Source organism: Kitasatospora sp. NBC_00315 (assembly GCF_041435095.1).
GTDB lineage: Bacteria > Actinomycetota > Actinomycetes > Streptomycetales > Streptomycetaceae > Kitasatospora.
Genome location: NZ_CP108025.1, coordinates 1,813,087 through 1,826,935 on the forward strand (window position 1 = coordinate 1,813,087; position 13,849 = coordinate 1,826,935).

At 76.1% G+C, this 13,849-nt stretch carries 9 protein-coding genes; 5 read left to right on the top strand and 4 right to left on the bottom strand.

Annotated features, from left to right (window positions below; translation table 11 throughout):
• Positions 1-2 precede the first annotated feature (2 nt).
• Genes OG823_RS07580 through OG823_RS07590 form a run of 3 tightly spaced genes read right to left on the bottom strand, consistent with a single transcriptional unit; the run spans position 3 to position 7,176 of the window.
• The gene (locus tag OG823_RS07580; RefSeq protein WP_371478577.1) at positions 3-1,226 is read right to left on the bottom strand and encodes an AAA family ATPase; all 1,224 of its coding nucleotides are present in this window, start codon (positions 1,224-1,226) and stop codon (positions 3-5) included.
• Positions 1,223-6,322, bottom strand: coding sequence for a hypothetical protein (locus OG823_RS07585; RefSeq protein ID WP_371478578.1), 5,100 nt, complete (start codon positions 6,320-6,322; stop codon positions 1,223-1,225). Before OG823_RS07585 ends, OG823_RS07580 begins: the two co-directional genes overlap by 4 nt.
• Positions 6,319-7,176, bottom strand: a complete 858-nt coding sequence (locus OG823_RS07590; RefSeq protein WP_371478580.1) for a DUF4132 domain-containing protein — start codon at positions 7,174-7,176, stop codon at positions 6,319-6,321. Before OG823_RS07590 ends, OG823_RS07585 begins: the two co-directional genes overlap by 4 nt.
• 295 nt (positions 7,177-7,471) lie before the next feature.
• Between OG823_RS07590 and OG823_RS07595 the strand changes: the two genes are divergently transcribed.
• From OG823_RS07595 to OG823_RS07610, 4 genes are all read left to right on the top strand, one after another.
• On the top strand, positions 7,472-8,722 hold the full coding sequence (locus OG823_RS07595; protein ID WP_371478581.1) for an MFS transporter: 1,251 nt from the start codon (positions 7,472-7,474) through the stop codon (positions 8,720-8,722).
• Positions 8,723-8,854: 132 nt separating this feature from the next.
• Entirely contained in the window at positions 8,855-9,565 is a 711-nt protein-coding gene (locus OG823_RS07600) for a TetR/AcrR family transcriptional regulator (RefSeq protein WP_371478583.1), read from the top strand.
• Between the two features lie 96 nt (positions 9,566-9,661).
• Positions 9,662-10,627, top strand: coding sequence for an LLM class F420-dependent oxidoreductase (locus tag OG823_RS07605; protein WP_371478584.1), 966 nt, complete (start codon positions 9,662-9,664; stop codon positions 10,625-10,627).
• A gap of 107 nt (positions 10,628-10,734) precedes the next feature.
• Positions 10,735-11,028, top strand: coding sequence for a DUF6296 family protein (locus tag OG823_RS07610; protein WP_371478586.1), 294 nt, complete (start codon positions 10,735-10,737; stop codon positions 11,026-11,028).
• Between the two features lie 81 nt (positions 11,029-11,109).
• Here the strand turns inward: OG823_RS07610 and OG823_RS07615 are convergent, their stop codons facing one another.
• Positions 11,110-12,222, bottom strand: coding sequence for a CapA family protein (locus tag OG823_RS07615; protein WP_371478587.1), 1,113 nt, complete (start codon positions 12,220-12,222; stop codon positions 11,110-11,112).
• 238 nt (positions 12,223-12,460) lie between these two features.
• On the opposite strand from OG823_RS07615, the gene OG823_RS07620 reads away from it, so the two are divergent.
• Positions 12,461-13,693, top strand: coding sequence for a M48 family metalloprotease (locus OG823_RS07620; protein ID WP_371478589.1), 1,233 nt, complete (start codon positions 12,461-12,463; stop codon positions 13,691-13,693).
• The last annotated feature ends 156 nt before the right edge of the window (positions 13,694-13,849 follow it).

Here is a 13,849-nt window from a genome sequence, read left to right on the forward strand (position 1 = left end):
GTTCAGTCCTCCAGTGCCGAGCGCAGGTCCCACAGGGTGCGCCAGGTGGCGGCGCCCTGTTCGGCACGGCGGCGGACCGGGCCGTCCCAGTACCCGAGCAGCCGGGCGGCGTCGGCCGGGTCGTCCTTGCGGACCACGCCGATCAGCTGCCCCGGCAGCCGGTCGAGCAGCTCGCCGGTACCGGGGAGGTAGGCCGCCGAGACCCCGAGGGCGGTGGCCACCGAGACCGCCTCGGCGGTGCTCATCACGGTCGAGGGGCGCTCGACGTCCCACCCCTCGGTGGAGCGGCCGGTGCGCAGGTCGCGGAAGGCGGTGACCAGGGCCTCCAGCACCGCGTCGTCCACCGCGTACGCGGCGCCGGCCCGGGCGACGGCGGCGGTGGACTGGCGGCGGACCAGGTCGACCTCGGCGGCGAGGCTGCCGATCGGGCCCACCGTCTCGAAGTTGAAGCGGCGCTTGAGGGCGGCCGACATCTCGGAGACGCCCTTGTCGCGGAGGTTCGCGGTGGCGATCAGCGTGAAGCCGGCCGCCGCGTGCAGCTGCCCGTCCGGGCCTCCGGCCAGCTCGGGAACGGCGATCCGGCGCTCGGAGAGCAGCGAGACCAGCGCGTCCTGCACCTCGGGCAGGCAGCGGGTGACCTCCTCGACCCGGGCGACGGCGCCCGCCGTCATCGCGGTCAGCACGGGCGAGGGCACCAGGGCCTCCCTGCTCGGGCCCTTCGCCAGCAGCAGGGCGTAGTTCCAGCCGTACTTGAGCTGGTCCTCGGTGGTGCCCGCGGTGCCCTGGACGGTCAACGCGCTGGTGCCGCAGACGGCGGCGGCGAGCAGTTCGGAGAGCATCGACTTGGCGGTGCCCGGCTCACCGACGAGCAGCAGGCCGCGCTCACCCGCCAGGGTCACCACGCAGCGCTCCACCAGGGAGCGGTCGCCGACGAACTTCTGCTCGATCGCCAGGCTGCGGCGGCCCGCCCTGAGCTTCTCGCCGTCGCTGCCCATCACGAAGGTGACGACGGCACGCGGGGTGAGCAGCCAGCCCGGCGGGCGCGGGCCGCCGTCGTGGGCGGCCAGGAACTCCAGCTCGGCGGCGTACCGCTCCTCGGGCGGGACGACCTGGCGGTCGGCGGTCGCGCTCACGGCTCCGTCGGCGCCGGAGCCGGCCGAGGAGCGGGCCGGAGTGGTGGCAGGGGTGCCGGCCGGGGTGGCTGCAGGGGTGCTGGTGACGCTCATCGGCGGCCCTTCTTGCGGGTGCTGGTCCGGAGTTCTTCGTAGCCGGGGGTGTCGCCCTCGCCGATCCGTCGCCAGGCGAGGGCGAACAGCTCGGGGACGGGCAGCCGGGGCAGGATCGGGCCGTGGTCGGCGGGGTCGTAGAGGCCCGCCTTCCAGGTCTCCACCGGCAGGCCCGGGGAGCGGGCCTCCCGCCAGCCGCCGGGCAGGAAGAGGCTGCGGCCCGCCCGGGCCCGCTTGGCCTCCAGGACCAGGGGGGTGGCGCCGAGCTCGGCGCGCGCCTTCTTCAGCCGGGCCGGCTTCCAGCCCGTCCAGCGGGCCACGTTGCGGTCGGTCGGGTCGGGCAGCGCGAGCAGCTGCAGGTAGAGCGCCGCCGCGTCCTCGCCGAGGCCGTGTGCCGCGGCGACCTCCGCCACCAGCGCGGGCACGCTGAGTTGCGGATCCTGCGCCCAGCCCGCCCCGCCGGGGCCCCGGTCCGTCAGCAGACACTCCAGCTCCTCCCCCAGGACGGCCTGCAGGGCGGGCGCCTGCGAGCCGAACCAGTAGCTGCCGGACAGGCCGGTGAGCAGCTCGAACAGCGGATCGTCGGGGCCGGTCAGCCCGGCGGGCCGCAGGTAGGCCCGCTCCAGGAGCCGGCCGCCGGGCGCGAGCACCAGGGCCTCCCCGCAGGCGACCAGGCCGTCGCTGCCCGCGCCGCCCTGCTCGGGCAGTCCCGCCCGGGTGCGCAGCAGCGGCGCCAGCGGCTCGCCCTTGGCGGTGTGCGCGAGGTCGTGGTCGAGCAGCAGCCCGGGATCGGCGAGCCGCCGGCGCAGTGCGGTCAGTGCCTCGGGCAGCAGCGGGCGCAGTCCGTCCCCGTACGGCAGGTGGTAGGCCAGCCAGCGCAGCGCGTCGACCGCCGCGGAGAGGCTGCCGCGGCCGGGAAGGGCGCTGTCGTCCTCGGCGGTGAGCTGCTTGTCGGTGCTCCCGTCGACCGTCCGCAGGCGCTGCACGGTGGTGCGGGCGAGCCAGGCCGTACGGGCCGGGTTGAGCATCTCCTCGATCGCCGTGACCTGCGCACCGGCGACCGTGGCCTGGGCTTCGGCGGGCAGGGTGACGATCCGTCCGATCCGTCCGAGCCAGAACTCGGCGCCGGCCTCGACGGCGGGGCCCTCGCTCCACAGTGCGGCGGGATCGGCGGGCAGCAGGGCGGTGCGCAGACCGGTGATGTCGGCGTCGTCGAGCGAGCGGATCCAGGCCCGGGCCGCCGTGGCCTCGCCGGCTCGGATGCCGAAGCCCTTGAGCTGTTCGGCGCTCAGGAAGGAGCCGTACCAGTGGAACAGGTTCGGTGCGGCGCCGAGCAGCAGGGTGGCCCGGATCCGGCCGATGCCGGTGCGCTCGCCGAACGCCTCGGCGGCCTCGGGGCGCCAGCGGAAGCTGCCGTGCTCTGCCAGGTGGGCGGTGAGTGCGGCGATCCGGGCGGCCATCGGCTGCCCGTCCACCCGCCGTTCGTCGTGCAGGGTGAACCCGGCGACCGGCCCGAAGGCGCCGGACGGGTCGTGGTCGAGCGCGAGCCAGTGCAGGCGGTCGCCGTGCGGGCCGTGGCTGGCCAGCACCACGACCGTCCGCCCGCCCCGGCGCAGCACCTGGCCGAACCGCGCACCGGTGTCGGGGCGGCCGTCGGACCGGGTGGGCCGACCGGCCTGGGCCTCGCACAGCGTGACCACGCGCAGGGTGTCGCCGGGATCGGCGAACGGGCCCCGGGTGAGTTCGGTGAGCAGCAGCGCGAGCGAGGCGCTGACCTCCGGCGCGGTGACCGGGCCGGCGGCCGCGAGGGCGAGCGGACCGAGCCGGCCCAGCAGGTGGACCCAGCCGTGGAAGCCGTCGCCGCCCCGCAGCGGGAGCCGCTCGACGTCCGGCGCCCAGCTGTCCTCGGCCGCGGGAGCCGGGGCGGCGAGCAGGTCCGCGACGATGCGCAGGTTGGCGAGCGTGTGCCAGCTGCCCGAACCGGAGCTGCCCCAGGAGCGGCCGAAGCCGTTGACGCCGTGCAGCACGGTGGCGACCGCGTCGCGCAGCTCCAGGTCACTGCCGTGCGCGGGGCGGTGGGGCGCACCCGCGGAGGCCGCCCCGGGGCGCGCGGCGGCCTCGGCCTCGGGCTGCGCGACGAAGCGGGCGGCCCGGTCGAGGGTGTCGGTGGCGATCCGGGCGAGGCCCGCCACACCGGCGGCGAGCAGCGGGTGCCCGAGCTCCGGCAGGACGGCGGTCACGGCCGGGACGGGCACGTCGGCCGCCTCCCGGTTGCGGGCTATCGGACGGCGCACGCCCCGGACGGTGAGCCAGCGCTGCTCGGGCCCGTCGGCCGTCTGCGGGTCCGCCGGCCAGGCGGCGTCGATGAGTTCGGCCGCCTGGGCGTCGGTGACGCTTCGCAGCACCTTGGAGTCCTGTTCGTCGCGGGGGCGCAGCGCGTGCCAGTGGTCGCGCGGCGGCACCAGCGCGGTGCCCGCGGCGGTCAGGCCGCCCGGTTTTCCGGGGGTGAGCTCGGCGATCCGGTCGGCCGCGGTGCCCGCCCCGTCGGCGAGGCTGAGCGAGAGGCCGTTGGGCTCCTCCACCAGCACCGGTTCGGCCCCGGCCGGCAGTCGTAGGCGGGCGATCGGGTGGCGCTGCGGGCGGCCGGTGATCCGCGGCAGAACCGCCGTGCGGCCGTCGGGGGTGGTGCTGGTCACCTGGTGGTCGCCGACCCGGATCCAACTGCCGAGCAGGCGGCCGTCGGTGCCGAGCGGGGTGTCCTCCAGCCCCGGCTGCAGGGGCAACAGCGAGGATGGGACGGGCCGCAGCTCGCCGGCCGCGGCGGAGGCCGCGAACACCGGTGGGAGCGAGTCGCGGCCGGTGGCGCCGGTGGCCGGGTCGTGTTCGGTCAGCACGGGCCGGCCGGCGACATGGCGCCGGACCCAGTGACCGGTGCCGTCGCTGTAGACCTGCCGTTCGACCGGCAGGCTGGTGTCACCGGCGTGCAGGGCGCGGGCGCCGGTGGCCCGGCCGCCGCCGGGCAGGGGTACGGAGGTCGGCGCCAGGCCGTCACCGCTGCTGTAGTAGCCGGCGATCGACTCGCCGCCGATCGCGGTGATCTCTCCGGGCCGGTTCGACCAGTACCCGCGCTGCTTGCCGTCGTGGAACCAGAGGACCAGCAACTCGCCGTCCACGTACCGCAGGCGGGGGCGCTGCCAGCGCTCCAGCCGATCCGGGATGCGCAGGGTGTGTTCCAGCAGGACGCCCTGCGGGCCCACCACGACGGCCCTGTCCTCGCGGTGCAGGACCAGCTGCGGCCAGGCGTTCTCGACGGTGACGCCCTGGAGGCCGGCCTTTGCGCGGGGCATGCCGGGAGCGGCGGACTCCTCGACGCCGAGCAGGCGCAGGCCCTCCTCCAGGGCGGGCCAGCCGAGTTCGTCGGTGATGCCGGCCCGAAGGGCGCGGCCGAGCAGGGCGGCGACGTCCAGAGCGGCGATCCGCGCCGCGGCCTCCGGGTTGGCGGCCAGCAGGGCGCCGCGGTGCGGCCGCAGGGCGATCAGCAGGCTCTGGGCGCCCACCAGTCCATCGGCGGCGAGGAGTTCGTCCGCGCGGTCGTCCGCCCACCCGGTGAAGAGTTCGCGCAGCACGGGTGCGCCGGCGACGACGATGCCGGCCTCGGTGTCCTCGTCCGGGGTCCACACCCCCGGGGTGGCCGCCCGCAGCACGGGCCGAAGGCGCGGGTCGGCGGCGACGGCGGCGAGGTCGCGGCGGCCGGGGCCGCCGAGGCTCACCCACGCCGCCAGGTCGAAGGAGAGGCCGACGGGCGGGTCGGCGACCGGCACCCGTTCGGCGAGCAGGAGGTCGAGCAGATTGAGTTCGGTGGCGCCGCGCCGGCGCCGGTCGGCCAGGATCTCGACCGGGACGCCGTCGGCGCGCAGCCGCGGCGCCATCCGCCCGACCAGCGCGAGGGTGGCCGCGCAGGCGGGGCGGGCCCGCCAGCCGCGCCCGAGGTGGGCGACCCAGCGCCGGAGCCAGACGGCGGCGGGCTCGGCGCCGTCCGGGCGCGGACCGGTCAGCAGCAGTTCGGCGCCGCTGCGGGCGAGGACGTCGAGCCAGGCGCGGTCGCCCTCGGCCTTGTCCTCGGAGCCGCCCGGGTCGGGGAAGACCTCCAACAGGCGGACGCGGACGGCGCTGTCGCGTGCGGCGAGCTCGATCAGCGCGCCGTGCCAGGACTTCCAGAACGCGCCGGGGGCGCGGTTGACGGCGGGCGAGGCGAGCAGTTCGGCGAGCAGCGCCTGCTCGTGCTCGGCGCGGTCCAGGCCGGCGGCCCGGATCAGTGCACGGGCGTCCTCCGCGACGCCCGCGTAGGGGGCCATGCCGGCCGCCGAGCGCTCGGCGCACAGCTGCCGGAAGCGCTGCCAGGCGGTCTCGGGGTCGAGCCGGCCGGCCAACTCCTTGACGTACTGGCGCAGGGCCTTGACGGTGAGTGCGCCGGCCAGCGCGAACTCCAGGAAGACGGCGCGCAGCCGCTCCTCGTCGACCTCCAGGCTGTAGGTGCGCTCGGCCTCTCTGGCCTTGCCGAAGAAGGTGCCGGCGTAGGTCCGGTTACCGTGCTCCAGGAAGATCCTGCCCACCTCCTCGCAGTAGGTCGGCAGGAACTGCGGCACGGCCCGGCCGAGCCGGGTCGCGAGGGCCTCGAAACCGTCCTTGGCGTTGCCGGGCTTGGACTTCGCCTGTCGGCTGAGCCGCTCCATCTCCTTGACCAGGGCGAGCGCGTGGTGGCCGTTGGCCGGGTCGTGCACCAGCGCCCAGGCGGGAAAGCCGAGCGCCTCCTGGCGAACCTCGCCGACCTCCACCGGATCGGCGGCGGGAGCCATCCCCAGGAAGTCCGAGGCGAGGTCCTCGGCCTGACCGAGGGCGCGCGGGACGAGGCGGACCACCCGCCGCTCGCCGAGGGCGGCGTGCGCGTAGCTGCGGGCGGTCAGCACGTCCGCCGGGCTCTGCGGCCGGCCGGCGCCGGGCACCGTCCCCGCCGGGAGCACGGCCCCGGCGTCCAGCAGCAGTGCGGCGTGCCGGGCGGCCGCGTCGCCCTCGATGTCGCTGCGGTCGGCGCTCATGCCGACTCCTCCCCTTCGGTCGTGCGCCCGGCGTACAGCCCGGCTGCCATCCGCATCCCCTCGGACCACGCCACCGGCCCGACCTCGCCGAGCGGCAGCACGCTGCCGTCGGGGCCCGTCCAGCTGAGCGATCCGGTCTCGCACTCGTCGTACTCGTAGTAGTCGCCGACCCAGAGCCGGGCCTCCACCGTGAGACCGGCCTCGACCACGGGGACGACCGCGTAGCCGCCCCGCACCCGGTAGCCGAGCCGGGCGCAGCGCCCGAGCAGCTCGCGCAGCTCCTTGTAGCGGCCGCCGGCGTAGGTGGTGACCTCGGTGGCCGCCGCCCGCCCGGCCGGGCGGTGCCAGACCTCGCGGTAGAGCTGCTGGACCTGCTGGGAGACGCCGAGTTCGGCGGCGAACTCCCGCAGGTCGTCCAGGTCTTCGAGCAGCACGGGGTGCGGGATGCGGATCTCGGCGTCGGTCAGGCGTACGGTGTCGCCGTCCAGATCCACCACGCCGAGGCCGCGCTCGGCGTCGGCGCCGCGCAGGAACCCGGCCACGGAGCCGTCCTGACCGGTCACCACGAGGTCGCGGAGCACCTCCCGCCAAGCCTCGTCGGCCCAGACCGCCGTGACGACGGCGGCAGGCACCGGAAGCGAGCGGACCATCCAGCGCTCGACGTCCTCCAGGCAGCGCCGCCGGTGCGCGGTGAGCCACTCGGTGAGCCGCCGCAGGCCGGCAACCACCGGATCGTCACCCAGCTTGGTGGGGACGGTCTTCAGCAGCCGGCCCGCCGCGTTGCGGCAGATCACCCTGCCCTCGGTGTCCAGCGCGACCTGATAGCCGCCCACCCCCGCTTCAACCCATGCCACGGCCGCGCTCCTCCACCTGTCCGGTCTGCGATGGGAGGAACGTAACGGGCCGCACTGACATCGCGTCGGGTGGCCCCGGTCCGGCTGACGGGCAGGTCGGGGCACCCGGCGCGGGCACGGGCGCGACGGACGGGCGGGGCGGACCGGGCGGGACGGACCGGGCGGGACGGACCGGGCGGGACGGACCGGGCGGGACGGACCGGGCGGGACACCACCGCCGAGAGAGTGGACGCAACGTTGCGTCCACTGTTAACGTCAGACGCAACGTTGCGTCCAGATAGAGGAGCACACCCGGATGCCCATGCCACCCACCGCCCCGGCGCCCGAGGGCCGGGCCGGCTCCCCGGCGGCGAACCGGACGGTCATCACCTACGCCTTCTGGATCACCATGGCGGGCACCACCGTGCCCACCCCGCTCTACCCCCTCTACCAGCAGGCCTTCGGGTTCTCCTCCCTCATGGTCACGGTGGTCTTCGCGGTCTACGCCATCGGCGTGGTCGCCGGACTGCTGGCCTTCGGACGGCTCTCCGACCAGATCGGCCGCCGCCCGGTGATCGCGCTGGCCCTGCTGCTGGCCGCCGTGGCCGCCGGGATGTTCCTCGCCGCCGACGGCCTCGCCTGGATGCTGCCCGCGCGGGTGCTGACCGGGTTCTCGGCCGCCCTGGTGACCGGCAGCGCCACCGCGGCGCTGCTGGACCTGGCGGCGCCGGGCGGCCGGGCGCGCGCACAGAGCCTGGCCATCGGCGCGAACATGGGCGGTCTGGCCTGCGGCACCCTGCTGTCCGGCCTCCTCGCCCAGTGGGCGCCCTCACCGCTGCGACTGCCCTGGCTGGTCACCCTGGCGCTGACCGCCGTCGCCGCGGCGGGCGTGGCCGCGCTGCCCAGGGGCGCTCACCGCACGGCCGCACTCAACCTGCGCCCGCAGGCCCTGCGGGTGCCCGCCGGGATCCGGCCCGCCTTCCTGCGCGCGGCCCTGGCCGCCGGGTCGGGCTTCGCCGTCCTCGGTGTCCTCACCTCGGTGACCGGCCTGTTCCTCGCCCAGCTGCTGCACCTGGAGGATCCGGCGCTCACCGGCCTGGTGGTCTTCCTGGCCTTCGCCTGCACCGCCCTCGGCCAGTTCGCCGCCCGGGCGCTGCGGCCCGGCCCCGCCCTGGCCACGGCGTGCGGGGGCCTGGTGCTGGCGTCCGCGCTGATCGCCGTGGCGCTGCTCGACCGCAGCCTCGCGCCGCTGCTCGCCGGGGCCTGCTTCAACGGCCTGGCCACCGGGGCAGCGGTCGGCAACGGCCTCGCCGTGATCAACGCCGGTACGCCCCCGGAGCGCCGCGGGGAGGTGGTGTCCACCTTCTTCGCGATCCTCTACGCGATGCTCTCCGTTCCGGTGATCGGGGTCGGCCTGCTCATCCGGGCGAGCGGCCTGCGCACCGCCGGGGTGACCTTCAGCGCGCTGGTCGCCGCACTCGCGCTGATCGTCGCGGTCAGCCTGCTGCGCGGCGCCCGGGGCGGCGGAGAGCCGGACGGGGACCCGGACGGGGGGCGGGTCCGGTAGGCGATGGTGCGGACCGCCGGGCGGGCGCCCGTCGGTCCGCCCGTGAGAGGATGATCGCCCGAGCGGGCCCGGCCCGGCCGTGGTGCCCGAAGGTCACCGCGGCAGCGGACGGACCCCCGCGGTACCGGACAGATGAGACAGCCGCGGCAGCAGCCCGCGGTCGTACGGAAGGACGCCAGCGCCATCGCCGCCACCCGGCCGGTCGGCCCCGCAGCCGCTCAGCAGCCCGCCCCGGCGAAGCGCCGTAGCGAGGGTGCGCGTCTGGCGGTGCTGAACGCCGCGGACGACCTGCTGGTGGAACGCGGTTTCGAGGCCCTGACGATCGAGGGCATCGCGGCGCGGGCCGGTGTGGCCAAGCAGACGATCTACCGCTGGTGGAAGTCCAAGGTCGACATCCTGTACGACAACCTCGTCCAGGACGCGGCCGAAGCACTGGCCTGGCCGGAGCCGGCCCCCGGCGCCGGGTACACGGCGCAGGAGCTGCGCGGCTACCTGCACCGCTTCGCCGCCTTCCTCGGCGAGGCACCGGCCGGCCGGGTCCTGCAGGCCCTCGTCGGGCATGCCCAGCTCGACCGGCGCACGCACGAACTGCTGCACACCGGGTTCCTGGACGCGCTGACCGCACGGGACACGGAACGGATCCGCCACTGCCTGGCCGACCACCGGGCCGGGCCCGGGGAGCCCGTGTCGGGCGCCGAGGCGGCGGAGATGCTGGACGCGCTGCTCGCCCCGCTGTACTACCGCGCGCTGCTCGCCCGCGGCCCGATCGACGCCGCCCTGGTCGACGCCGCCCTCGACCGGCAGCTGGCCCTGTTCCGGGCGCGGCCCGGCAGCAGCGCCTGACGCCGCCGCGAGAGCACCCCCGCCACCGCCACCCGGCCGGACGGCGCCGCACCGGCGCCGGTGTTTCCACCGGACCGCCCTGGGCACCCGCCCCTCATGGTGAACATCGGATACACGATGATGACCGAGCAGTGCGGCCCCCGGCAGCTGGTGGACGACCTCGTCCGTGCCGAACACGCCGGCTTCGACTTCTCCGTCATCTCGGACCACTACTCCCCCTGGATCGGCGCGCAGGGCCACGCGTCCTACGCCTGGGCGGTGCTCGGCGCCGCCGCGCAGGCGACCTCGCGGATCCCGCTGATGACCTACGTGACCTGCCCGACCTTCCGCTACCACCCGGCCGTGGTCGCCCAGAAGGCGGCGACCGTCCAACTGCTGTCCGAGGGCCGCTTCCGGCTGGGGCTCGGCAGCGGGGAGAACCTGAACGAGCACATCGTGGGCGGCGGCTGGCCGTCGGCCGGCGTCCGGCAGGAGATGCTCGTGGAGGCCGTGGAGATCATCCGGGCGCTGTTCGGCGGCGGCTACGTCACCCGCCGCGGCAAGCACTTCGACGTGGAGTCCGCCAAGCTCTGGGACCTGCCGGAGCAGCCCCCGCCGATCGGTCTCGCGGTCTCGGGCGAGAAGTCCTGCGCGCTGGCCGGACGGCTGGCGGACCTGGTCGTGGCCGTCCAGCCGGACCGTGCCCTGATCGACTCCTTCGACCGGCACGGCGGGGCCGGCAAGCCGAGCGTCGGCCAGGTGCCGGTCTGCTACGACCCGGACCGCGGCGCGGCCGTGGCCCGGGCGCACGACCAGTTCCGCTGGTTCGGCGGCGGCTGGAAGGTCAACGCCGAGCTTCCGGGGCCGGCCGGGTTCACCGCGGCCTCCGCGTACGTCCGGCCGCAGGACGTGGCGGGGTCGATCGCGTGCGGCGACTCGGTCGAGGAGTTCGTCGAGGCGGTGCGCCCGTACGCGGAGGCCGGCTTCACGGAGGTCGCGCTGATCCAGATCGGCGGCGAGAGCCAGCGCGCGTTCCTGGACTGGGCCGAGAGCAGGCTGCTCCCGGCCCTGCGCGGTCTGTGACCATCCGGTCCGCCCGCCACCGCCGGGCATGACCGCGCCGAACCGGGGTAGACGGCGCGGCACGGCCCCCCGACCGGGGCGCCGCCGGTACCGATCCTGGGAGCACAGTGAGCCACGCGTCGCACGACACCGACCTCGACGGCTACGAACTCGTCTTCGCCGTACCCGGCGCCGGCGCGGACCAGGACGTGGTGCTGGTCTCCCGGAGCACCGTCACCGGCCCCGGCGGCCACCCGGTCTACCGGGACGCCACCGGCATCGTCTGCGCCGAGATCAGCGACCGCGGCGAGGCCCGGATGCTGGCCTCCGGCGGCCACCAGCGGCTCCGGCACCCGGTGGCGGTCCGGCGCAGCACGCGCCGCGCCGCACGACCGGTGGCCCGGGCCGCTGCACGCGCCTGAGCTCCGTGCGCACCGGGGCGCCGCCGGATGCCGGTCCGGCCGACGGCGCCCCGGTGCGCACGGAGCACGGGAGGCCCCGGCTCACTGCCCGGCGGCCGGCGCGGCGGCCAGACCGGCGCAGCCACGCAGGCCGTCCCGGCGCTTGGCGGCGGCGGTCGCGGCGGCCCCGGTCACCGGCACCGGCACGCCCGCGCCGTCGACCACGGCCGGGGTGAAGCTCTCACCGGTGACCTTGCCCGCGGCGGTCAGCGTCAGGGTGGTGACACCGGTGTCGTCGGAGTTCGGGTAGTCGGACGTGCCGTACCAGAGGAAGTTGCCGAAGCCGTAGCCGACGAAGGTGTTGCCCAGCATGCCCGCGCCGACCATGGTGTGGGCGTGGGTGCCGACCACGGCGGTGACGCCGGCCGCGGCGAGCTTCTTGGCCAGGGCGCTCTGCGCGGCGGTCGGGCAGGCCTTGCCCTCCTCGCCCCAGTGCAGGTAGACGATCACCACCCGGGCCTGCTTCTTCGCCTCGGTGACGGCCTTCAGCAGCGCGGTGACGTCCAGCGCCGAGGCGATGCCCGGCTTGGTCGCGCCGGCCCGCCACTTCTGGTTGGTGAGGTCCTCCACCTGGCTGGCGGCGAGCACCGCGACCTTCACACCCCGGATGGTGGTCAGGTAGGGCTCGTACGCCTCCTTGGCGTTGCGGCCCAGTCCGATCACCGGGATCGGCGAGTCGGCCTTGGCGGCCAGGGTGTCGGTCAGCCCGTCGGCGCCGAAGTCCACCGCGTGGTTGTTGGCGAGCGAGACGACGTCCACACCGGAGTCCTTGAGCGCGTCCAGGGCCCTGGGCGAGGTGCGGAAGGTGTAGAGCTTCGGCTCGGGCGCACCCCGGTCGGTGATGGCGGTCTCCAGGTTGAGCACGGAGAGGTCCGCGTCGGAGAGGGTCGCCGAGATCGGGCCGAGCGCGTGGTCGGGCGGCGCGACGGCGAGCCGGCTCTCGGTGCGGCCCTCGAAGTGGACGTCACCGGCGAACGCGACCGTGATGACGCCGTCCGGCCTGGGCCGGGCGGAGGGCGAGGCGCCGGGCGACGCGGCCCCGGCGGTGCCGGGCGCCGCCTGCGCGGCGGGGGCGCCCGTCGTGGCCTTGCCCGGGACCGGGTCGTCGGGCCCGCAGGCTGCCACCGGTGAGAGACCGATCAACAGAGCGAGCACGGGTGCGACGCGGCGACGCATGGAATCCCCCCGGGGGTTTGGCAAGAGCGCGGACAGACTACGCCATCCGGCCACAGACTCTTCGCGCCGCCGACACGTCGGGTTCGAGTGCGGAGTTCGATCGGACCGTCCGGACGGCGGCCCCGCGAGGGGCGCCGAACGGTGCCGGAGGCGGTGCACGGCGCGCCGGCGGTGCGATCCTGGTCCCCGGCAGGTGTCACCCAGGACGGGGAGAGCGATGGACACGGAGCGCACCGGGGCGCACCCGCGGCGGCGCGTGGCGCAGCGGGACGCCCCGCCACCCGGTGGCGGGCCCGCGGACCAGGACTTCACGGCGGCGCAGCGGGCTCGCGGCCGGGCACTGCGCCGCGCCACGAGCCCCTGGGCACTGGGCGGACGGCTCGCGGGCCTGGCCCTGTCTCTGCTGCTCGCCCTCACCCACGCCGGCGCCGGGCTGGTGACCGCCGCGGGCGCGATGTTCGGCGGCGGACGGACGGCCCAGGTGCTCGCCGGGACGACCGCCCTGGTCCTGCTCGGCCAGGCACTGCGGCTGCCGTTCGGAGCCCGGGTCAGGGCGGTCCGCGTGCGGTACGGGCTGGTCACCCAGGGCTGGGGCGGCTGGGCGGCGGACGTACTGCGCGGGCTGGGGCTCACCCTGGTGCTCGCGCTCCCCGCCGCGCTCGCAGTGTTCGCGCTGACCGGGCGCTCGCCCGAGCGCTGGTGGCTGCCGGCCGCCGCGGCCGCCGCCCTGCTGACCGCCGCGCTGTCCTTCCTCTTCCCGCTGGTGGTCGAGCCGGTCTTCAACCGGTTCACGCCGATGGCGCCCGGCCCGCTGCGCGAGGCCCTGCTGGAGCTCGCCGCGCGCGACCGGGTGCGGGTGCGCGAGGTCCTGGTCGCGGACGCCTCCCGCCGGACGAGCGCGCTCAACGCCTACGTCTCGGGCTTCGGCGCCACCCGCCGGATCGTCGCCTACGACACCCTGCTGGACACCGCCGAGCCGAGCGAGGTGGAGTTGGTGGTCGCGCACGAACTCGGCCACGTCAAGCACCGGGACGTGACCACCGGGACGCTGCTCGGCGCGGTGGGCGCCGCGGTCGCGGTCTGCCTGCTGGGGCTGATCACGGCCTGGGGCCCGCTGCTCTCGGCGGCCGGCGCCGACTCGGCGGCCGATCCACGGGTCCTGCCGCTGCTGGCGGGGGGTGCGGCGCTGATCGGCGCGCTGTCGGGACCGCTGCAGTGCGCGGTCAGCCGCCGGATCGAGGCGCGGGCGGACCGCCACGCCCTGGAACTCACCGGCGACACCGCGCGGTTCATCGCGATGCAGCGCCGGCTGGCGGTCGCCAACGTGGCGGACGTCGACCCGCCCCGGCTGCTGGAACTGCTCTTCGCCACCCACCCGAGCACGGTCCGCCGGATCGCCGCCGCACGCGCCTGGCAGGCGGCGCCCGGCCATCGCCCCCGGAGCGGATGAGACGACAGGGCGGGTGGACGGCCGGGGGGTGGGAGGGCCGGCGGGTGGGAGGGCCGGCGGGTGGGAGGGCCCGTGCGCGGGAGGGCCGGCGGCTCCCTGATCAGGCCGGACCACGTTCGACGTTGTACTGTGCAACGAAATACCGAGGAGGTGCGC